20 protein-coding genes are annotated in these 22,241 nt (G+C 40.5%); 13 read left to right on the top strand and 7 right to left on the bottom strand.

Features of this window, described 5'->3' with window-relative positions:
- The 8 genes from Q1K78_RS02750 to Q1K78_RS02715 all read left to right on the top strand — a co-directional run bounded on the left by Q1K78_RS02750 (position 1) and on the right by Q1K78_RS02715 (position 7,384).
- Complete coding sequence (locus Q1K78_RS02750; protein WP_300174346.1) at positions 1–360, top strand: urease subunit beta; 360 nt, start codon at positions 1–3, stop codon at positions 358–360.
- On the top strand, positions 360–2,063 hold the full coding sequence (gene ureC, locus Q1K78_RS02745; protein ID WP_300174187.1) for an urease subunit alpha: 1,704 nt from the start codon (positions 360–362) through the stop codon (positions 2,061–2,063). Before Q1K78_RS02750 ends, ureC begins: the two co-directional genes overlap by 1 nt.
- Positions 2,064–2,133: 70 nt before the next feature.
- Positions 2,134–2,625, top strand: coding sequence for an urease accessory protein UreE (gene ureE / locus Q1K78_RS02740; RefSeq protein ID WP_300174185.1), 492 nt, complete (start codon positions 2,134–2,136; stop codon positions 2,623–2,625).
- Positions 2,626–2,636: 11 nt separating this feature from the next.
- The gene (locus tag Q1K78_RS02735) at positions 2,637–3,302 is read left to right on the top strand and encodes an urease accessory protein UreF (protein WP_300174183.1); all 666 of its coding nucleotides are present in this window, start codon (positions 2,637–2,639) and stop codon (positions 3,300–3,302) included.
- Between the two features lie 9 nt (positions 3,303–3,311).
- Positions 3,312–3,932 (top strand): urease accessory protein UreG, encoded by a 621-nt coding sequence (gene ureG, locus Q1K78_RS02730; protein WP_300174181.1) that lies wholly within the window; start codon positions 3,312–3,314, stop codon positions 3,930–3,932.
- A 182-nt stretch (positions 3,933–4,114) separates the two neighbouring features.
- The gene (locus Q1K78_RS02725; protein ID WP_300174179.1) at positions 4,115–4,324 is read left to right on the top strand and encodes a YaeP family protein; all 210 of its coding nucleotides are present in this window, start codon (positions 4,115–4,117) and stop codon (positions 4,322–4,324) included.
- Positions 4,321–4,509 carry a DUF4250 domain-containing protein gene (locus tag Q1K78_RS02720; RefSeq protein WP_300174177.1) on the top strand — a complete coding sequence of 63 codons (189 nt, stop codon included), beginning with the start codon at positions 4,321–4,323 and terminating at the stop codon, positions 4,507–4,509. Before Q1K78_RS02725 ends, Q1K78_RS02720 begins: the two co-directional genes overlap by 4 nt.
- A gap of 673 nt (positions 4,510–5,182) precedes the next feature.
- On the top strand, positions 5,183–7,384 hold the full coding sequence (locus tag Q1K78_RS02715) for an immunoglobulin-like domain-containing protein (RefSeq protein WP_300174175.1): 2,202 nt from the start codon (positions 5,183–5,185) through the stop codon (positions 7,382–7,384).
- Between the two features lie 99 nt (positions 7,385–7,483).
- Here Q1K78_RS02715 and Q1K78_RS02710 read toward each other — a convergent pair whose 3' ends face one another.
- Positions 7,484–8,830, bottom strand: coding sequence for a sodium-dependent transporter (locus tag Q1K78_RS02710; RefSeq protein WP_300174173.1), 1,347 nt, complete (start codon positions 8,828–8,830; stop codon positions 7,484–7,486).
- Positions 8,831–9,309: 479 nt separating this feature from the next.
- Here Q1K78_RS02710 and Q1K78_RS02705 point away from each other — a divergent pair, with 479 nt between their 5' ends.
- Genes Q1K78_RS02705 through Q1K78_RS02695 form a run of 3 tightly spaced genes read left to right on the top strand, consistent with a single transcriptional unit; the run spans position 9,310 to position 11,709 of the window.
- On the top strand, positions 9,310–9,750 hold the full coding sequence (locus Q1K78_RS02705; RefSeq protein WP_300174171.1) for an ATP-dependent zinc protease: 441 nt from the start codon (positions 9,310–9,312) through the stop codon (positions 9,748–9,750).
- Positions 9,750–10,655 carry a 30S ribosomal protein S6--L-glutamate ligase gene (rimK, locus tag Q1K78_RS02700; RefSeq protein ID WP_300174169.1) on the top strand — a complete coding sequence of 302 codons (906 nt, stop codon included), beginning with the start codon at positions 9,750–9,752 and terminating at the stop codon, positions 10,653–10,655. Before Q1K78_RS02705 ends, rimK begins: the two co-directional genes overlap by 1 nt.
- Positions 10,615–11,709 (top strand): succinylglutamate desuccinylase/aspartoacylase family protein, encoded by a 1,095-nt coding sequence (locus tag Q1K78_RS02695; protein ID WP_300174167.1) that lies wholly within the window; start codon positions 10,615–10,617, stop codon positions 11,707–11,709. The genes rimK and Q1K78_RS02695 overlap by 41 nt, the downstream gene beginning before the upstream one ends.
- 71 nt (positions 11,710–11,780) lie before the next feature.
- On the opposite strand, the gene Q1K78_RS02690 is transcribed toward Q1K78_RS02695, so the two are convergent.
- The 4 genes from Q1K78_RS02690 to purL all read right to left on the bottom strand — a co-directional run bounded on the left by Q1K78_RS02690 (position 11,781) and on the right by purL (position 17,486).
- The gene (locus tag Q1K78_RS02690; RefSeq protein WP_300174165.1) at positions 11,781–12,266 is read right to left on the bottom strand and encodes a GreA/GreB family elongation factor; all 486 of its coding nucleotides are present in this window, start codon (positions 12,264–12,266) and stop codon (positions 11,781–11,783) included.
- A 98-nt stretch (positions 12,267–12,364) separates the two neighbouring features.
- Positions 12,365–12,691 (bottom strand): DUF3622 domain-containing protein, encoded by a 327-nt coding sequence (locus tag Q1K78_RS02685; RefSeq protein WP_300174163.1) that lies wholly within the window; start codon positions 12,689–12,691, stop codon positions 12,365–12,367.
- A gap of 169 nt (positions 12,692–12,860) precedes the next feature.
- Complete coding sequence (locus tag Q1K78_RS02680; protein WP_300174161.1) at positions 12,861–13,370, bottom strand: RNA methyltransferase; 510 nt, start codon at positions 13,368–13,370, stop codon at positions 12,861–12,863.
- A gap of 204 nt (positions 13,371–13,574) precedes the next feature.
- On the bottom strand, positions 13,575–17,486 hold the full coding sequence (gene purL / locus Q1K78_RS02675; RefSeq protein ID WP_300174159.1) for a phosphoribosylformylglycinamidine synthase: 3,912 nt from the start codon (positions 17,484–17,486) through the stop codon (positions 13,575–13,577).
- A 363-nt stretch (positions 17,487–17,849) separates the two neighbouring features.
- Between purL and mltF the strand changes: the two genes are divergently transcribed.
- The gene (gene mltF / locus Q1K78_RS02670; RefSeq protein ID WP_300174157.1) at positions 17,850–19,334 is read left to right on the top strand and encodes a membrane-bound lytic murein transglycosylase MltF; all 1,485 of its coding nucleotides are present in this window, start codon (positions 17,850–17,852) and stop codon (positions 19,332–19,334) included.
- Between the two features lie 146 nt (positions 19,335–19,480).
- Here the strand turns inward: mltF and tadA are convergent, their stop codons facing one another.
- Positions 19,481–19,990, bottom strand: coding sequence for a tRNA adenosine(34) deaminase TadA (gene tadA, locus Q1K78_RS02665; protein WP_300174155.1), 510 nt, complete (start codon positions 19,988–19,990; stop codon positions 19,481–19,483).
- Positions 19,991–20,863, bottom strand: coding sequence for a LysR substrate-binding domain-containing protein (locus tag Q1K78_RS02660; protein WP_300174153.1), 873 nt, complete (start codon positions 20,861–20,863; stop codon positions 19,991–19,993).
- A gap of 190 nt (positions 20,864–21,053) precedes the next feature.
- Between Q1K78_RS02660 and Q1K78_RS02655 the strand changes: the two genes are divergently transcribed.
- On the top strand, positions 21,054–22,202 hold the full coding sequence (locus Q1K78_RS02655) for an S-(hydroxymethyl)glutathione dehydrogenase/class III alcohol dehydrogenase (RefSeq protein ID WP_300174151.1): 1,149 nt from the start codon (positions 21,054–21,056) through the stop codon (positions 22,200–22,202).
- The last annotated feature ends 39 nt before the right edge of the window (positions 22,203–22,241 follow it).

The raw sequence follows: 22,241 nt of genomic DNA, 5'->3' as shown, positions 1-22,241 counted from the left end.
ATGATCCCTGGTGAATTAAGAGTTAATAACGATCTTGGTCAAATAGAACTAAACGTTGGCCGTAAAACTCACAGTTTATCTGTCGCTAATTATGGTGATCGCCCTATCCAAGTTGGCTCTCATTATCACTTTTATGAAGTGAATGAAGCGCTAAAATTTGAACGAGAGCCAACCAAAGGTTTTCGTTTAAATATTCCTGCGGGTATGGCAATCCGTTTTGAACCGGGCCAGCGTCGAACCATTGAATTGGTTGAATTTGCAGGTAAACGCGAAATTTACGGCTTTCAAGGTGCGGTGATGGGCAATGTCGACGACATGATCAATTCAACAAAATTAACTGACGACCAAGAGGCGAACTAATGGCTCATATTTCTCGTACTGCTTATGCCAATATGTTTGGCCCAACCACAGGTGATCGCCTACGTTTGGCTGATACGGAGCTATTTTTAGAAGTAGAAAAAGACTTCACAACGTATGGCGAAGAAGTGAAATTTGGCGGTGGTAAAGTGATCCGTGACGGCATGGGTCAAAGCCAAGTGATATGCAGTGAGTGTGTCGATGTTCTGATCACCAACGCACTGATTGTTGATCATTGGGGTATCGTCAAGGCAGACATAGGCATTAAAGATGGTCGCATTGCTGGCATTGGCAAAGCAGGTAACCCTGATGTACAGCCTAATGTAGATATCGTTGTAGGTCCTGGTACCGAAGTAATCGCAGGCGAAGGAAAAATAATTACTGCTGGCGGTGTAGATACCCATATTCACTTTATCTGCCCTCAACAAGTAGAAGAAGGATTAACTTCCGGTGTCACGACCTTTATTGGTGGAGGTACAGGTCCAGTAGCTGGCACAAATGCAACAACAGTTACGCCGGGTATTTGGAATATTCATCGAATGCTTGAAGCGGCTGATGCCTTACCAATTAACATCGGTCTATTTGGTAAAGGATGTGTTAGTAAACCAGAAGCCCTACGAGAGCAAATTTCAGCTGGTGCTATAGGTTTGAAAATACACGAAGACTGGGGCGCAACACCCGCTGCTATTGGAAACTGTTTGAATGTTGCTGATGAAATGGACATTCAAATTGCCATCCACTCAGATACCTTAAACGAAGGTGGCTTCTACGAAGAAACAGTCAAAGCCATTGATGGTCGAGTAATCCACGTATTCCACACCGAAGGTGCTGGTGGTGGTCATGCTCCTGATGTAATTAAATCGGTCGGTGAACCTAATATTTTACCCGCATCAACCAATCCAACCATGCCATATACGATTAATACCGTCGATGAGCATTTGGATATGTTGATGGTATGCCACCACTTAGATCCATCTATTCCAGAAGATGTGGCTTTTGCAGAATCTCGTATTCGTCGTGAAACGATTGCAGCAGAAGATATTTTGCACGACATGGGAGCGATCTCAGTCATGTCATCCGATTCGCAAGCAATGGGCCGTGTTGGTGAAGTCATTATTCGAACTTGGCAATGTGCTAACAAAATGAAACTGCAACGTGGCATTTTGGAAGGTGACTGCAAAGATAACGACAATAATCGTATCAAACGTTACATTGCAAAGTACACAATTAACCCAGCGATTGCCCATGGTATCTCCCATGAAGTTGGTTCTGTTGAAGTTGGTAAATTGGCCGATTTAGTCCTTTGGAACCCTGCATTCTTTGGCGTAAAACCATCCTTGATCCTTAAAAGCGGTTTGGTTGCTTACGCCCCAATGGGTGACATTAATGCAGCAATCCCAACACCGCAACCAGTACATTACCGTCCAATGTTTGCATGTTTTGGTAAAGCGCTGCACAGATCATCAATGATTTTCATGTCTAAAGCAGGCATCGAAGCAGGCGTACCTGAGTTATTGGGTTTACAAAGTCAAATTGGTGAAGTTAAAGGATGTCGAACTATTTCTAAAAAATCGATGATCCACAATAGCTACACACCAAACATTGAACTAGATAGCCAAACTTACATCGTAAAAGCCGACGGTATACCATTAGTGTGTGAGCCGGCAACAGAACTGCCAATGGCACAACGTTATTTCTTATTTTAAATAACAGACAAACAACCTTGCTCTACCAGTGTACCTATTTCTGGTGGAGCACCTTTTACAGTGAACAATCATGATTAAATTTACTCATCTTGTGCATCACCACCATGACGATCATCATCATGGAGAGACTCATTCACACAGCACACCAGAACTAACTTTATGCCTAACGATGCTAGAGCGCACTAAAAGTCGCCTAAAGGTAGTTTTAAGTAATGGTGAAGATGCAGGATTATTCTTACCTCGCGGAACCGTATTAAAAGAACACGATATAGTAGAAAGTGATGACGGCATTCAAGCCATCATCAGCGCGGCAGAAGAAACCGTATCAACCGTTTTCAGCGATGATTTATTGCTGCTTGCTAAAGCGTGCTACCACTTAGGTAATCGCCACGTTCCTCTTCAAGTTGAAGCAGGATGGTGCCGTTATCTTCATGATCATGTACTTGATGATATGGTACAGCGTTTAGGATTGAACGTAAAAGTTGAACAAGCCAAATACCAACCTGAACCAGGTGCTTATGGTGGTTCAAGTGCTGGTTCACACGATGGTCACCACCATTAAGCGAGGCTATCGTGTTAGAGGATTTACGACTCTATCAACTTATTAGTCCTTCCCTGCCTGTAGGTTCATTCACCTATTCACAAGGTTTAGAGTGGGCAATAGAGAAAGAGTGGGTCAGCAACGTTACCGAATTAAAACATTGGTTAAGCAATCAATTAATGGACAGTATTGCGACATTAGAGTTACCTGTTTTAGCTAAAATGACTCAACTAATAAAAGACGAAAAATGGCAAGAAGCTCAAGAATGGAGTGATTTCATTATTGCCAATAGAGAGACAAAAGAGTTACGTCTTGAAGAAAGACAAAGAGGACTGGCTTTCTCAATGCTGCTGCCAAAATTGGGTATTGAATTAAATCAAATAACTCAACCAATGGTAAAGCAAACTCAAATTGCGGCTTTTGCGTTAGCGGCCAATCACTGGCAACTTAGCGCAAGAAAATTAGCAATCGCTTACTCTTGGGGATGGCTTGAGAATGCCACTATTGTTGGCATAAAGTTAGTTCCCTTAGGACAAAGCGCAGGACAACAACTGCTACTAGAAATGGCAGAAGTGATCCTGCAAGCCGTAGATAAATCAGAACGTTGGCCTGAACACCTTATTGGCAGTTTCACTCCAGCTCAAGTATTGGCAAGTTCTCGACACGAGAGCCAATACACTCGACTATTTAGATCATGAGAATAAATAATGCAAGATTATAAACAACCACTACGTATTGGTGTTGGCGGCCCTGTTGGTTCAGGTAAAACAGCCCTATTAGAAGTTCTGTGTAAAGCACTACGTGACACGTACCAAATCGCAGTCGTTACTAACGATATTTACACTCAAGAAGACGCGAAGATCCTGACTCAAGCAGAAGCATTAGACGCTGATAGAATTATTGGCGTCGAAACTGGTGGCTGCCCACACACGGCTATTCGAGAAGATGCATCAATGAACTTAGCCGCTGTAGAAGAGTTAGCTGAACGCCATAAAAATCTAGATGTTGTGTTTATAGAGAGCGGCGGTGACAACTTAAGCGCGACATTCAGTCCTGAATTAGCAGATTTAACCATCTATGTGATTGATGTTGCTGAAGGTGAGAAAATCCCACGTAAAGGTGGTCCAGGTATTACTAAGTCAGATCTATTGATCATCAACAAAATTGACTTAGCTCCGTATGTGGGAGCTTCTCTTGAAGTAATGGAATCAGATACCGCTCGTATGCGTCCAACTCGTCCATACGTATTTGCAAATCTGAAAAAAGGCGTTGGTCTAGAAAAAATTATTGCGTTCATCATTGAACGTGGCATGTTAGACGTTAAATAACATCAATCAATATCTTCTTAGATAACCGAAAGCCTCAAGAACAAGTTTTGCCATCACAGGCTTGTTTTGAGGCTTTTTTGTATCTAAATCAATAGATTCATAATTAATCTTGTTTGAGTTTGGTATTACAAATAGCTCAGTGTAAACTTCATAACAGTTATCATTTTAAGATGGAAAGTATTATGAAAGTATACGATTGTTGTGACATGGTTCGTGAATTGTATTCATTAATTGGCAGTGGCGACCAAGGCTATATTCCTCAAGCGATCAACTGTGCAGTTAAATCATTAAACGACATTGCCGCAGATGACACTCTTCCAAAAGACACTCGTGAAAAAGCCGCATTTGCTGCCGCTAATTTACTTATTTCTGATTTTGAGGATGAGAAATGACACCAGAAAAAGTAATTTCAATGGATCCAGTCATGCTAATGAGTATGGTAAACATGAAAATTCGTGATGAATTTGGCGATCTAGATAGCTATGTAAAATTCTATGAATTAGATAAAGATACCTTAATTAAAAAACTTGCAGATGCGGGTTTTGATTACTTAGAAAGCGTTAAGCAATTTAGATAATGGCTTGCAGTCTGACATAATAGAGGGAGTGAACCATACTCCCTTCTTTCATCAACATGGCTTTCCACGCACTTCTTCAATAACAAATAGAGTCAAACATCCCCCCTCTTTAAAGACCTAAAAGTGATGAAATAAACAGCAATAAATTATTCCTTATCAAAAAATAAAATACATCGAAAATAAACCGCCCCTTAGCACGATGCGACAATGTTAAAAAAAAGCGTCAACATCGCTTACTTTGAACAAAAAGCACCCGCCACCAGAAAGCACTTTTTTTAATCATCGTCAAATACACCTCACCATAAATGAGATCCTGATCCAGGCAATAAATACCGTAAAATTAGTGTAAATACACTATATAAACTTTTCTCATTTTATCTTTTCATCATAGTTATTCACTTTTCCATTAATTCAAAAACACAGGCGCTAGTATATTAAATTAATTCAAATCAATAACCTACAGTAAAAAAACCAATTTACAACATGCAATAAAGCACGATAAAAATGCATGGTATTTCTTTGATCTCCATCAAGTTACATTTTGTAACACTTCTATTATCACGGATTTGAGAATTAACTGATAAATTTCTTCCATCAGTTAAGGAGCTGGCAAAAACATATTTCCGTTTAATTAACACAGCTCCCTATACCTCATTATTTAAAGTGAAAAAATATGACATTACTAACTAAAAAAATAAAACTTAATGCAATCGCTTTAGCCTTATTCGGTGCCGGTTTTTCTGTTCAAGCTCAAGTAAACGACGATATGGTTAATCCAGAAGGTGGCGTTGTTGTCGGTTATTGGCATAACTGGTGTGATGGCCGTGGTTACCAAGCAGGTAATGCACCATGCATGACACTTGAAGAAACAGATCCAATGTATAACGTTGTTGACGTTTCGTTCATGAAAGTATACGACACTGCTGAAGGTCGTATTCCAACGTTCCGTCTTGACCCTGCGGTTGGTTTAAGCGAAGCGGAATTTATTGAACAAATTAAAACATTAAACGCGCAAGGTCGTTCTGTATTGATCGCTCTTGGTGGTGCAGACGCACACATTGAATTAAAACGTGGCGATGAAATTGCCTTCGCTGAAGAAGTGATTCGTCTTGTTGAAGTCTATGGCTTCGATGGTCTAGATATCGACTTAGAACAAGCTGCCGTTACTGCATCTGATAATCAATGGGTAATTCCAGAAGCACTTAAAATTGTGAAAGATCATTACCGTGCTCAAGGAAAAAACTTCTTAATCACAATGGCTCCTGAGTTCCCATACCTAAAAGCGGGCGATAAGTATGTTCCATACCTTGAGCGTCTAGAAGGTTACTACGATTGGATCAACCCACAATTCTACAACCAAGGTGGTGACGGTATTTGGGTTGATGAAGAGAATGCATGGATCACTCAAAACAGTGATGCAATGAAAGAGAAATTCATCTACTACATCTCTGATTCATTAATCAATGGTACTCGTGGTTTCCATAAGATCCCACACGACAAACTTGTTTTTGGTATTCCAACAAACAATGATGCAGCAGCAACAGGTTTTGTTAAAGAGCCTCAAGCGCTATATAACGCCTTTGATGCACTGAAAAAACAAGGTCAACCACTACGCGGTGTAATGACATGGTCAATCAACTGGGACATAGGTACAAACTCAGCAGGTACGCCATACAACAGCAGCTTCATTAATGCTTATGGCCCATACATCCATGGCCAAACAACTCCACCACCAATGGCAGGTAAACCAGTATTTACAGGCTTAACCGATGTTCGTGTTCAACACGGTTCTCTATTTGACCCATTAACTGGCGTTAAAGCAATCGATAAAGAAGACGGAGACGTTACTGCATCAATCACGGTTGAAGGTTCTGTTAATACTCAATTACTTGGTGACAACGTTCTTGCTTACAGCGCAATAGACTCTAATGGTAACGAAACAAAACAAGCACGTAATGTTGAAGTCTACAGCGCATTACCTGAATTAACAGGTGTTGCAAACACAACAATCAAAATTAACTCTAATTTTAATGCACTAACTGGTGTTAAAGCCACAGATGCGGAAGATGGCGATTTAACATCTAAAATTACGGTAACAGGTTCGGTTGATACTTCATTAGCAGGTAAATATATATTAACTTACTCTGTTACTGATAGCGCCAACCAAACAACAACAGCAAAACGTACTGTTACTGTAAATGATGGTTCACAAGTATGTGTTAACCCATGGAAAGCCAATCAAGTATATCTAGCTGATGAGACAACAAGTCACAACGGCAAAACATGGCAAGCTGGCTGGTGGACTCAAGGTGATGAGCCAGGAACAACTGGTGAATGGGGTGTTTGGAAACAAATTGGTGACAGCGATTGTGGTGATGTAACACCAGATCCAGAAACTGAATTAAACGCAAAAATCACAGACCTTAAGAATGAATACGCTGTAGAAAATTCGTCGGCAACTGTAACCTTTACAGTAACCACTAATGAAATAGCATCTATCAATGTCAATGTAATTGACCGTATTGGTAACCAAGTAGCAGAATACTCAGCATCAGTAAAAGGCACACAAGCTGTATCTTTAAAACTGGCAAATGTTGAAGAAGGCTACTACTCAATACGCCTACTCGCATCAAATGATGGTGATTCAATAGAAGCACGTTACAACTTTAACCTTATTGCTAAAGATACAACGACACCACCAAGCGATGTTCCTGCGTACGAAGCAGGTGTAGCTTACTCAGCTGGCGATAAAGTATTAGCAACGGATGGTGATGTTTACCAATGTAAACCTTGGCCTTATACTGCATGGTGTTCAAGCTCTGCTTATGCACCTGCAGAAAGCCAATACTGGGCTGATGCTTGGGACAAGCAATAAAACGTAACTCTATCGTTGATTTAAATATATAAAAAAAAGCCAGCATATGAAGTGCTGGCTTTTTATATTTAACTCATTTTATTAAAAATGTAATCAATATTAGAACGATGCCCAAAGAACCGTAATCACTAAGATAGGGCAAACGAACTTCACATACAGTGGCCAAACCTTACCAAAAAAACCTTGTTGAAATTCAGGATAGCCTTGTTCTAGTTCTTTAATTTTAGAATGACGGCTCCACACCCAGCCACCGAATACACAGAACAACAGTGCAGCCACTGGTTGTAGGTATTGAGTAGCTATCATTGCCACCAAGCCAAATAGTTCACCAAAATTAAAGACAATAACTACACTAAACACGGCAATAAGCGCGCCCAATACCCAACTTGTTGGGGTTCTTTTTGTTTTGAATCGCTCACTCACTAAGGATACTGAACATTCAAGCATTGAGATTGAAGACGTTAATGCTGCAATCGTTAATAATAGAAAGAAAACAATCGCAAACAAATCACCAAAAATGCCTAAACTATCAAACATCATCGGTAAGACGGTAAATACCAAAGTATCAGAACTGATTAGAGAACCATCTTCTGCATAGATCTGAACGCCCTTTTCCATCGCAACAAACATTGCTGGCATTACCACTAACCCAGCAATAAATGCCACTGCGGTATCAACTAAAGTAACGTTCATTGCCATCTTTGGTAGGTTTTCTTTTTTACTTAAATATGAACCATAAATAAGCATTGAACAACCACCAATCGTCAGAGAAAAAAAGCCTTGTCCCATGGCTGCAAGGATCAATTTTTTATCCATTACCTTTTCAAAATCAGGGATAAGATAATGCTTTAATCCTTCAACTGCACCTTGTTGCATCATGATATATACAAACAATAAACCAAATAAAACAAATAAAGCAGGCATTAATCGTGTTGACCATTTCTCAATACCATCTTTAATTCCACCTTGTACGATTAGAATAGTTAATACATAGAAGATTATTGTACCCAGTAAATTACGCTCAATACTAAAACCTTTAAACCATTCAGAAAGATCATGTAATCCAACAACATTAGCCATCGCGCCAAATAAAAAACAAATTAACCAACCACCAACAATACTATAAAACATAAGCACCGTACTTGGGACGCTCAGGCCGATCCAACCAACAAAAGCCCCCACTCGTTTACCCATTGGGTTAGAGGTTAATGAACGCATACTATCTACAGGGTTTGCTTGACCATGTCGACCTATCGCCATTTCAACAACAAGCATTGGGAAGGCCACAACAAGGATCATGACAAGGTAAACCAATAAGAAAGCCCCGCCACCATTGCTCGCAGCTTGTGTAGGGAACCCCCAAATATTGCCTAATCCGACAGCCGCGCCTGCCGCTGCTAATATAAATCCTATACGTGAACTAAAACTTTCTCTGTTATCGGTCATTACATGTATCACCAAACTAGTACAATATAGGCATAATAACTTCACTCATAATTAAACACCAGTTTTAAATCCTTTATTAATCCATTTATTTTATTAATTAATAAGAACTTAGAAGCAATCACTATATTAAAAAGGTTAGTCAATATTATATTTATCAAAAAAAATATTATCACAGCTCTCTTTTTTTAAACAAATAACATAATAAGTCATAATCTATTAACAATCTCATCCATTAGAAAAACTAATCAAAAAGCGCCAAAATTATAATCTATTTTTTATTTGACGAAATTAAAAACTACTGATAAATTCGCCGTCATTGAGTCACGGTGTACACATCCTATAACACCTCTCTATATATTCCACCAAACTCCAGACTACTGAGTAATATACTCAGAAAATTAGATGGTAGCCAAATGGGTTAGATATCCGCAAAGTATCAACTATACTTGATTGTGGGTTTTTCTATTTGAGACAAATTAATGACAGATAAAATCATTGTCGGATGGCGCGAATCACTTAGCCTTCCAGAACTTGGTATTAAATTAATTAAGGCAAAAGTTGATACTGGTGCCCAAACTTCTTGTTTACATGCTTTTAAAGTAGAGCCCTTCACAAAGGATGGTGAAGACTGGGTCCGTTTCTGGATTCATCCAGAAAAACGTAATAACGATTTCGTGCAGATTTGTGAAGCACCTATCGTTGACCGCCGTTCGGTAAAAAGCTCAAGTGGTCAAGAAGAGATGCGTTATGTCATCAAAACAGTGATCCGTTTATCAGGCCAAGAGTGGCCAGTTGAAGTTACATTAAGTAACCGAGAAACAATGGTGTTTCGCATGTTACTTGGCAGAACATCAATGCAAGACCGCATTGTTGTAGATCCATCATCGTCTTACCTAGTTGATTTTGAGGAAAATATATAATGAAAATCGGTATTTTATCGCGTAACCAAGACCTTTACTCTACTCGCCGTTTAATTGAAGCTTCAGAAAGTCGTGGCCATGAAGTGAAAGTAATTGATGCATTACGTTGTTATATGAATATCAATTCAGAAAAACCTCAGATCCATTTTAAAGGTGAAGAGTTGATTGATTTCGATGCAATTATTCCTCGTATTGGCGCGTCAGTTACCTTTTATGGCACTGCCGTATTACGTCAATTTGAAATGATGGATGTATACCCAGTAAATGAATCTGTTGCGATCACTCGCTCTCGCGATAAATTACGCTCAATGCAACTACTTTCTCGCAAAGGTATCGGCATGCCGATTACAGGCTTCGCAAGCAAGCCTGACGACGTTAAAGACCTGTTAGATATGGTTGGCGGTGCGCCAGTTGTGATCAAGCTCTTAGAAGGCACTCAAGGTATCGGTGTTGTTCTTGCAGAAACACGAAAAGCAGCAGAAAGTGTTGTTGAAGCTTTCATGGGCTTAAAAGCGAACATCATGGTTCAAGAGTTCATCAAAGAAGCGGGCGGTGCAGATATCCGTTGTTTCGTTATTGGTGGTAAAGTGATCGCAGCGATGAAGCGTCAAGGTGCAGAGGGCGAATTCCGTTCTAACCTACACCGTGGTGGTTCAGCGTCACTAGTTAAACTAACTCCTGAAGAGCGTAAGACAGCAGTAGCTGCGGCAAATATCATGGGCTTAAATGTAGCAGGTGTAGATTTACTTCGCTCTGATCGTGGTCCACTTGTAATGGAAGTGAACTCATCTCCGGGCTTAGAAGGCATTGAAGCTGCGACAGGTAAAGACGTTGCCGGCCTGATTATTGATTTTATTGAGAAAAATGCAGCGACTAAAAGGACTAAAACTCGTGGCAAAGGCTAAAAAAAATCAACCGTTTGAAATATTAACGCACTCGGTTGCACCTGGTGAAAGAAAGGTGATTGAGATTGAAGCAGCAAAGCTTTATACCCACTCACCTTTATCAATCCCTGTAGAAATCATTAATGGCCAGCATGCTGGCCCAATCCTGATGGTCAATGCGGCCATTCATGGTGATGAGCTCAACGGGGTTGAAATTGTTCGACAGCTAATCAACAACATTGATCCAAAAACATTAAAAGGTACTCTTATTGCCGTGCCTATCGTTAACGTTTTTGGATTCATTCATAAATCACGCTATCTTCCTGATCGTCGAGATTTGAATCGGTGCTTCCCTGGTTCTGAAAAAGGTTCGCTAGCATCTCGTATAGCACATACCTTTTTCACCCAAATAGCACAACGTTGTGAGTATATTGTCGACCTACATACTGGAGCTATTCACAGAACGAATTTACCTCAACTTCGAGCGGATCTAAGTAATCCTGAAACGTTACGTATTGCACACGCATTCGGTACGCCCGTGATTGTAGATTCACCGTTAAGGGATGGTTCTCTTCGTAGTGAAGCTGAAAAATGTGATATTCCAGTATTAACGTATGAAGCAGGCGAAGCATTACGCTTTGAGCCAATTGCGATCAATGCTGGTTATGTTGGTGTACAACGTGTGATGCAGGCTATTGGCATGCTAAAAGCAAGCAGAAAACGCTTGCCAGAAGCTATCATTGCTAAGTCTACAAGTTGGTTACGTGCAGAAAGCGACGGTATCTTACGTACTGTTGTTACTCTGGGTGACCAAGTTGAAAAAGACCAAGTTTTGGCTTATATCAGCGCACCATTAGGCCATAGTGAAATCGAACTTCGCGCTCATAAAGGCGGCATCGTAATTGGTCAACAAACGTTACCTTTAGTCAATGAAGGTGATGCTGTTTTCCATCTTGCTTATTTTACCGAAGATGATGAGATGGTTGGTCAAACCGTTGAAACGTATATCGATGAAATCATTGATGCAGATACCGATCAACTCACTAATGGTCAAATGACAACATCGGCTCTTTGATAATACGTCAGAGAACATGTTAATAATAAGAGAGGTTCGCCTCTCTTATTTTATGAAAAGAATACCAAAAACTACACTACCGCAATAATTTCATACTGCTGCTTTTTCCCAGCTAAATCCAATTCAAACTCATCACCAAGTTGCTTCCCAATCATGGTTTTTCCTAGTGGAGCTGATGGCGTGATTAATGAAAACGTCATGCCTTTATGCGTTACTTTTACCCCACCGGCAGACGGCCCAATAAAGAATGTACTCTCAACGTCATCCTGATTAACCAATGTCACTAAGGCACATTGATTTATGGTGCTTTCTTCGGTGTATTTTAAGCGTGGTAATTTACGGTACGCTAGAATATCCGCGTCACATTCTGCCACTCTTCGTGCTTGCCCATGAGCTAAATACGATGCTTCTAAACCAAAGGTCTCATATTTACTACGAGCAATAGCTTCTTTATCTGTCGCTTGCTCAATCGCTCGTTGGGTTGCTTCTAGCGCCATTTGGTGAACGTCACGTAACGCTTGAATTATTGACTCTAATAATGCTTCTTTTTCTATCATTGGATGAATTTACTTTATTGAGAATATAAAAAATGGCAGTTACGAATAACTGCCATTTCATGGTATCTATTTTTATCTCACATTACTGTGATAACGAATTACTCTTCGTCGTAATCGTATTCGTCTTCATTATTTGCTGCATCACGAGCGGCTTCATATTCCGCTTTTTGTGCTGCTGATTTCTCTTTTTTACGAGCAATCATTTCTTCTTTTTCAGTGCGTTGCTCAGACTTACGATCATTACGTACAGCTTGAGTTTTTGCAAATTCAACAAGCTCTTTTTGAGCCCATTCAACTGCTTCAGCTTCGCTTTCAAAACCAAGCTGACGCTTAGATACAACCGTTCTGCGAGAAGTTACTTGGCGCGTAATTTCAGCAGCCCAAGCGTTACGTTTTTCTACAATACGGTAATCAAATTTTGCCATTTTTATTTCCTAGAATTCGATAGTTAAGGGATAGATCATTACTAAAAAATCCATCTATAACTGCAGCACAATAACTGCATTCCCTTTAATGCCCGCTATTAGAACACATCTAGCCAAAAATGCACCAAAAAGATGTCAATCTACTCATGCTTTAAAGGAGATGTGGATCTTATTTTTTTACCACTAAATGATTGCGATTATCTCGACTGCTACGAATAAGTTCTTCACTCTCGTCCATCTCTTCAGATTTTGCCAAGCGATCATATAAAAGAACATTCACAGTAGCGGCTAAGTTCATACAACCTACCGTTGGAACATAAACAACATGATCGGCACGATCCGCTACTTGCTGTGTAATCGAACCATCTTCAGGCCCAAACACATACAATGCTTTTTCTGGATGCTTAAATTTAGGTAACGGTGTTGCTCCTTCTGCAAGCTCAACACATACAATTTTTAAGTCATCCGGCAAATCGTCTAATAAAGATTCAACGCTCGTTAGTGGGATTTTATTGGCTACTTTTTTGGTATCCGTTTGAAACTTTACAGCGCGATCGTATCGTTCGCCGGTATAACGAACATCATCAACTTGATAACACCCTGCGGCACGCATGACTGCACCAACATTGGTTGGGCTTTTCGGATTACTCAAACCAATCGTAACGTGCGTATTTTTCATTGTTTTTTCCAACAGATAAAATTAAAGCGCTATTCTAACAAAAAAACCGCTGAAGCCTAAACTTCAGCGGTTTTATCTAAAAGAGCCGTCTTTACCCAACTCTTTTATTTATTATAGAACAGTACTTTGATAAAAATTTTAATACTTATCACAATTTTTTATTCATCCTGAAAAATATTTTTTATCATTAACCCGCCCATTTAATTAACCGATATTTTTACGTGCATTTTGGAACATACGCATCCAAGCACCATTTTCGCCCCAAGTTTCAGGAGCCCAAGAGTTAGCAACAGTACGGAACACTCGCTCTGGGTGAGGCATCATAATAGTGACACGACCATCTATTGTTGTTAAACCTGTGATAGCGTTTGGCGAACCATTCGGGTTATTCGGGTATTGCTGCGTTTGACTTCCGTTATTATCAACATAACGTAGCGTAACGGTCCCTGAGTTTTCAATTGCGTTTAGATGTTCATTATCACGAACTTCTACGCGGCCTTCACCATGAGAAACCGCGATAGGCATACGAGAACCTTCCATTCCATTGAAGAATACAGAATCAGACTTCTGAACTTCAACTAGGCTGAAACGCGCTTCAAAACGCTCAGATTCATTACGTACGAAACGTGGCCAATATTCTGCACCTGGGATCAATTCACGTAGGTTAGATAGCATTTGGCAACCATTACAAACACCTAAAGAGAAAGTATCTTCACGTTTGAAAAATCCTTCAAACTGGTTACGTGCATCATCATTAAATAAGATTGATTTAGCCCAACCTTCACCAGCACCTAATACATCACCGTAAGAGAAGCCACCACAAGCCACAAGGCCGTTGTACTCTTCTAGTACTGCTTCGCCTGTTAGAATGTCGCTCATGTGAATATCAGTTGCTTCAAAACCTGCGCGGTCAAATGCTGCTGCCATTTCTACATGAGAATTAACACCCTGCTCACGCAAAATTGCCATCTTAGGTTTAGCGCCTTTATTGATCATCGTCGCTTCAATAATTGGAGCCGCAATGTCTTCATTTACATCAAAGCTTAGGCTAACGTTTAGACCTGGGTCAGAATTATCCTTCTTCGCCTCATGCTCTTGGTCTGCACATACAGGATTATCGCGTAAACCTTGCATTTTATGCGTTGTTTCAGCCCAGATAGTACGCAGCTCAGTACGATTACGCTCGACTATAATTTGCTCACCAAATTTAATGACTAACTCGTCTGAATCTGCAACAGAACCGATAACGTGTGAGCATTGACCTAACTCATTCGCTGCTAATGTTGATAACACTGAATCTAAATCGTCATTACGAACTTGGATTACCGCACCTAACTCTTCGTTGAACAGTGCTGCTAACGTATCTTCGCCTAATGCTTCAATATTCGCGTTCACACCACAGTGACCAGCAAATGCCATTTCAGCAAGTGTTACAAATAAACCGCCATCGCCTTTATCGTGGTAAGCCACAACTTGATCGTTTGCTACTAAGGTTTGAATAGCTTCGTAGAAACCTTTTAACTGTGCAGCATTATCAACATCCGCAGGTTTATCACCCAATTGCTTATAAACCTGAGCAAGTGCTGTTGCACCCATGCGGTTTTTGCCATTACCAAGGTCGATAAGAACTAATGATGTGTTGCCTTTGTCTGTACGTAATTGAGGAGTCACTGTTTTACGGACATCTTCAATTCGAGCAAATGCGGTAATAACAAGAGAAAGTGGAGACGTTACTTCTTTTTGCTCGCCATTTTCTTCCCACTTCGTCTTCATAGACATTGAGTCTTTACCCACAGGGATAGTTAGACCCAGTGCGGGACAAAGTTCTTCACCTACCGCTTTAACTGCCTCATAAAGACCCGCATCCTCACCGGGGTGACCTGCTGGAGACATCCAGTTTGCCGATAATTTAATATGTTTAATATCGCCAATATTTGTCGCAGCAATATTGGTAATAGCCTCACCAACCGCTAAACGAGCTGACGCACCAAAGTCTAGCAGAGCAACCGGAGTACGCTCACCAAGAGACATTGCTTCACCGTGATAAGTATCATAACTTGCTGCTGTCACTGCACAGTTAGCCACAGGAACCTGCCATGGACCAACCATTTGGTCACGAGCAACAAGGCCAGTTACTGAGCGATCGCCAATGGTGATTAAGAATGTTTTTTCAGCGACGGTAGGTAAACGAAGAACACGCTCAATCGCCTCATTCATTTCAATGCCAGAACGATCAAGCGCTGGGTTATTCGCTTTTAGTGTTTTTGCATCACGGTGCATCTTAGGTGTTTTACCTAAAAGGATATCCATTGGCATGTCGATTGGAGTATTGTCGAAATGAGAATCCTCTAGTTTAAGGTTACGCTCTTCAGTTGCTTTACCAACAACAGCATATGGCGCACGTTCACGCTTACAAATTGCTTCAAACGTTGCCAGATCTTTATCCGCAACCGCCATTACGTAGCGCTCTTGAGATTCATTACACCAAATTTCAAGTGGACTCATGCCCGGCTCATCATTTGGTACATCACGTAGATTGAAGATACCACCACGTTCACCATCATCAACAAGCTCAGGTAATGCGTTTGAAATACCACCTGCGCCTACATCATGGATAAATGCAATTGGGTTGGCATCACCAAGCTGCCAACAACGGTCGATAACTTCCTGGCAACGACGTTCCATTTCTGGATTTTCACGCTGTACCGAAGCAAAATCAAGATCTTCAGCCGATTGACCAGATGCCATTGACGATGCTGCACCACCACCAAGACCGATGTTCATTGCTGGACCTCCAAGAACGATCAGACTTGCACCAACTGGGATCTCTTTCTTCTGAACATGATCATCACGAATATTCCCTAAACCACCCGCAAGCATGATTGGCTTGTGGTAACCACGAACTTCTTCGCCATTGTGTGAATTTACTTTTTCTTCGTATGTACGGAAGTAACCTAATAGGTTTGGGCGACCAAATTCATTGTTAAATGCCGCGCCACCAAGAGGGCCTTCAAGCATAATATCAAGCGCAGTTACGATACGGCTTGGCTTTCCAAAATCCGTTTCCCACGGTTGAACAAAGTTAGGGATTTTTAAGTTAGATACCGAGAAACCAACTAAACCAGCTTTTGGTTTACCACCAATACCCGTTGCGCCTTCATCACGGATTTCACCACCAGAACCTGTTGATGCGCCCGGCCAAGGAGAAATTGCTGTTGGGTGGTTATGAGTTTCAACTTTCATCAAGATATGTGTTTTCTCTTGATGATAGTTGTACTGACGTGTTTCAGGATCAGGGAAGAAGCGACCAACGGTTGAACCCGTCATTACGGCGGCATTATCTTTGTAAGCAGAAAGTACATGCTCTGGGGTAACTTCAAAGGTATTTTTGATCATTTTGAACAAGGTTTTATCTTGTTTCACACCATCAATAGTCCAATCTGCATTGAAAATCTTGTGGCGACAATGCTCTGAATTTGCTTGTGCAAACATCATTAATTCGATATCAGTTGGATTACGACCAAGCTTTTCAGTAAAGCTTTCTAATAGGTAATCTATTTCATCTTCAGCCAGTGCAAGACCTAGGGTAACGTTTGCGTTTTCTAGCGCTTTACGACCACCTACAAGTAGATCAACCTCTGCATACGGTGCAGGTTCAGCAACGGTAAATAATGCAATTGCTGAATCAAAATCAGTAAACACAACTTCCATCATGCGGTCATGAAGAATCGCTTTTAATTCAACTAATTGAAGTTCCGATAGTGTTTCAGAGGTTTTTATATAAAAAGCGATACCGCGCTCTAAACGTGCAATTTTAGCTAAACCACAATTATGGGCGATATCAGTAGATTTTGAAGACCAAGGAGAGATAGTACCTGGACGAGGAGCAGAAAGAAGTAATAAACCTTCAGGCTTATGCTCTTCTATCGTTGGACCATAAGTTAGTAACTTTTCTAACTTTACAATTTCAGATGCATCAAGATCAGAGGTTACGTCAGCAAAGTGGGCAAACTCAGCATAAATACCAGTAACAGGTAAATTTAGCTCGCAACAAAGCTCAAGTAGCTTGTTGACACGAAATTCAGATAAAGCAGGTGAACCACGCAAAATTCTCATGTACTTAGGTCTCTTTGGCAATGAATTAAAGGTAATATTGGAATAGTTTCATGATGTTATAAGTAATTAACTCAATTAATCACTTATATAACATAGCAACTATACCGATGTTACCTCTGCTATTGCGAGCGCATTATAAAGGATTTTGTTATGTGAAGTAACACCAAAAGCAACCGTTTGCGTATTTTTTTAAAAAAAAGATAGTATGAACTTGTATTTTTATAGTTTTGACGGATAAATAAGCAGTTGGACGTTTATTTTGTCTCAATCTCTAATAATTGTTCTAATTTGTTACCGCGCTTTTGCCTCTTATTCTCCCATTTGATATAACTACGCCTAACTTATTTAAAAGAGCATTCTGACTTGAGCCTCATCCGATATCATCGTCTTTTACCATCTTGTTTGGTTATTTTTACTTTTGTTTTAACCTTAAGTGGCTGCCAAGTAGAATCAGAGCCAAAAAACAAATTAGAGCAAGTCAGAGAGCGTGGCATCTTACGAGTTAGCACATTAAACAACCAACTCTCTTATTATATTGGTTCTAATGGGCCAACAGGATTGGATTATGATCTTGCCAAAGCTTTTGCTGAAAAGCTGGAAGTGAAATTAGAAATTACCCCTGCTTATACCTATTCTGGTTTATTCCCAGCACTAGCGCGTAATGAAGTGGATATCATCGCCGCAAATATGACGGTAACTCCTGAGCGTTTAGCTGAGTTTCGTCCTGGCCCAGTGTATTATTACGTAAGCCAACAAGTCGTTTATAAGAAAGGCAATTGGCGTCCTCGTAATATACAAAACCTTACTCAACTTGATGAAAACGTAACTATTGTTAAAGATTCAAGTTTTGAAGGCACTCTTATCAAGCTTAAAGAAAAATATCCTAAATTAGAGTGGCACACCAAAGCAGATACCGATGTCAGCGAATTATTAAAAAAAGTAGCCTCAGGTGAAATACATTACACCTTAGCTGATTCCGTTGAATTATCATTAACTCAACGCATTCACCCTGATTTAGCCGTTGCCTTTGAGTTAACCGAAGACCAACCTGTAGCTTGGTTCTTACAAAAAACAGAAGATGACAGCTTACAAGCTTTGTTAATTGAATTTTTTGGCGAATTAAAAGAAAGTGGGCAATTGGCTCTTTTAGAAGAGAAGTATTTCGGTCATGTTGAATCGTTTGACTATGTCGATACTCGCGCCTTTATTCGAGCGCTAGAAAGTAAGTTGCCAAAATGGGAATCTCTATTTAAAAAATACGCAGGGGATTTTGATTGGCGCTTCTTAGCAGCTCTGTCTTATCAAGAATCTCATTGGAACCCATTAGCGAAATCTCCAACAGGGGTTCGAGGTATGATGATGCTGACGCTTCCTACTGCTCAATCTGTTGGTGTGAAAAATCGTCTCAGTCCAGAACAAAGTATTCGTGGTGGAGCTGAATATTTACGCCGGATTGTAAAGCGAGTGCCCGATTCCATCACCGAACACGAAAAAATTTGGTTTGCACTGGCCTCTTACAACATTGGCTTTGGTCACATGATGGACGCTCGTCGTTTAACACAACGCCTAGGTGGTGATCCTGACTCATGGACTGATGTAAAAGATAACTTACCGCTATTACGCCAAAAACGTTATTACAAATACCTTCGTTATGGTTTTGCTCGTGGTGATGAAGCTCAAAATTACGTTGAGAATATTCGTCGTTATTACCAAAGTATTATTGGCTATGAACAAGAACAAGCGAACAAACTGACCCAAGAAGATATTACGGTAGAAGGTTTAACAGTGATTGATGTTCCTCTCTCCTCGGCAGCGTCTAGCGCCAGTAAGGCCGCATCAAGCCAATAAGATGAATATTACAATTAAGTAAATTCATCTTACCGTAACAATGAGCTCTTACTCTAGATAAGTTCGCTCATTACATTATTCGAAATAAGGCTAAGTAGTTTAGCCTTATTTTTATCCATTAAATAAAAAGAGGGGATTTATTAGCGCTATTTGTTTTTCAGATCTTCTTCTCGCTGTAATTTCCGCTCTTCTTTTTTCTCTTTACGTCTACGCTTGAAAAAAGCTTGAAGTTGCTCTCGACACGCCTCTTCCATTAAGCCTGATTCACACTCAACAACATGAAACGCTGTTGCTGAAGTAAATAAATTAATCACGCTACCAGACGCTCCAGTCTTCATATCAGGCGCACCAAAAATTACTTTTTTAATTCGGCTATGAACAATCGCTCCCGCGCACATAGGGCAAGGCTCAAGGGTGACATATAATGTAGCGTCAACGAGTCGATAGTTTTCAACTTTCTGTCCCGCTTGCTTAATTGCCATCATTTCAGCATGGGCAGTCGCATCATGCGTTCCAATCGAACGATTCCACCCTTCTCCAATGATCTCATCATTTAGAACGATCACCGCACCAACAGGAACTTCACCTTCATTTTCAGCAATCGCAGCCAGCTCCATCGCTCGTTGCATATACCTATTTGCATCTTGATTTATCATTTATTCTGCTAACTCTCGTGCTAAAAATTCAACCAATAAACGAACCTTAGTTGAAAGATGACGATTATTTGGGTATACCGCCCAGATCCCCTCTTTTGGTTCACGATACGGTACGAGGATTTCAACTAACTCCCCTTTATCCATTGATTCTTGAACATAAAAATCAGGCAATTGAACAATACCTAACCCTTTTAAAGCGGCATTAGTGAGTGCCGTACCACTATTACAATGAACTGAACCTTTTACTCTCACGCTTTTTTCTTTTTTATTCTCAATAAAGCGCCAAATAGGTAAGCTGCCAATTAAGCAATTGTGTTGAGAAAGCTCAGATAAAGTGTGAGGCTCACCGTGTTTTTCAATATAACCAGGTGATGCACATACTCGTACTTGTCTGCTAGATAACCGCTTTGCCATCATTGTTGAGTCACTTAATCGACCTAAACGAATCGCCAAATCAAAATCTTGCTCAACGAGATCTAATGTTTGATTGGATAACACGAGTTCAAGTTCAAGTTGTGGATACATCAACATGAAATCACTAAGCAATGGCGCAATAAGTTGCTCACCATAAGTGACTGACGATGTGATTTTTAATCTGCCTTGAGGCGTTGCATTTAGTTCTGTAATCGCTCTATCCGCTTGCTTTAATCCTTCGACCAAATGACGACAATGCTGATAATAGGTCTGCCCCGCCTCAGTAACAGATACTTTTCTGGTTGTTCGGATCAATAATTTAATTGATAAGCGATCTTCTAACGCCGCGACTTTACGACTAATTTGAGCTACTGATGTATCAAGAGTTCGCGCGGCACCTGTAAAGCTCTGCGCTTCGGAAACTGCAACAAACTCAGTCACTCCTTCCCAATTAATCACAACGCCTTCCTTATTTCTATTATTACATATATGTAAAGATTATTTACCATTCTACCGTATTATCAAATAAGGAGAAATACTTATAATGGCACCCAACAAGATGACGAGCAAAAACAAAAAGCTATACTAAGCTTAGAATAAAATTGCTTATTAATGTCGTCAATTTAATTATCCATACAAGGAAAATCCAATGGCTCTTGATATTCAACCTGGTCAAACGCACATCAAATCTAAAGCAATGGTAGCTTGGGCTGCTGGCGAACCTCTTAAAATGGAAGAAGTGGATGTGCAACTTCCTAAAGCGGGCGAAGTATTAGTTCGCATCGTAGCTACTGGCGTATGTCACACTGATTTATTTACTCTATCTGGTGATGATCCAGAAGGTATCTTCCCATCTATCTTAGGTCACGAAGGTGGCGGTATTGTAGAGATGATCGGCGAAGGCGTAACAAGCGTTCAAGTTGGCGACCACGTTATCCCTCTTTACACAGCTGAATGTGGTGTATGTAAATTCTGTACTTCTGGCAAAACTAATCTTTGTCAGGCAGTTCGTGAAACTCAAGGCCAAGGCCTTATGCCTGATGGCACTAGCCGTTTCTCTATTAATGGCGAAACTATCTTCCATTACATGGGTTGCTCTACGTTCTCTGAATTCACAGTTCTTCCTGAGATCTCTTTAGCAAAAGTATCTAAAGAAGCACCACTTGAAGAAGTTTGTCTTCTCGGTTGTGGCGTAACTACGGGTATGGGTGCGGTTCTTAACACGGCTAAAGTTGAAAAAGGCGACACCGTTGCTGTATTCGGCCTTGGTGGTATTGGTCTTTCAGCTATCATCGGCGCAAAAATGGCCGGAGCAAGTCGCATCATCGGCGTGGACTTGAATGAAAGCAAATATGAACTGGCTAAAAAATTAGGTGCGACTGATTGCATCAATCCAACTAAATTCGATAAGCCAATTCAAGAAGTGATTGTTGAAATGACAGACGGCGGTGTGGATTACTCTTTTGAGTGTATCGGTAACGTAAACGTTATGCGTGCGGCACTTGAGTGTTGTCACAAAGGCTGGGGTGAATCAATCATCATCGGTGTTGCTGGTGCTGGTCAAGAGATCTCAACTCGTCCATTCCAACTTGTGACTGGTCGTGTATGGCGTGGTTCTGCATTCGGTGGAGTTAAAGGCCGTACTGAACTTCCAGGTATTGTTGACCGTTACATGCAAGGTGAGTTCGCTCTTGATGACTTCATTACTCACACTATGGGCCTTGCGGATGTAAACGCAGCGTTCGACTTAATGCACGAAGGTAAATCTATCCGTACTGTTCTACATATGGATAAATAGACTCTGAGTTCTAGGTTATAACCTCAATTAATATTGTAC

Source organism: uncultured Aliivibrio sp. (assembly GCF_946479765.1).
Classification (GTDB): Bacteria; Pseudomonadota; Gammaproteobacteria; order Enterobacterales; family Vibrionaceae; genus Aliivibrio.
The sequence above is the reverse complement of the archived record's forward strand: the minus strand, read 5'-3'. Positions and strand labels throughout refer to the sequence as shown.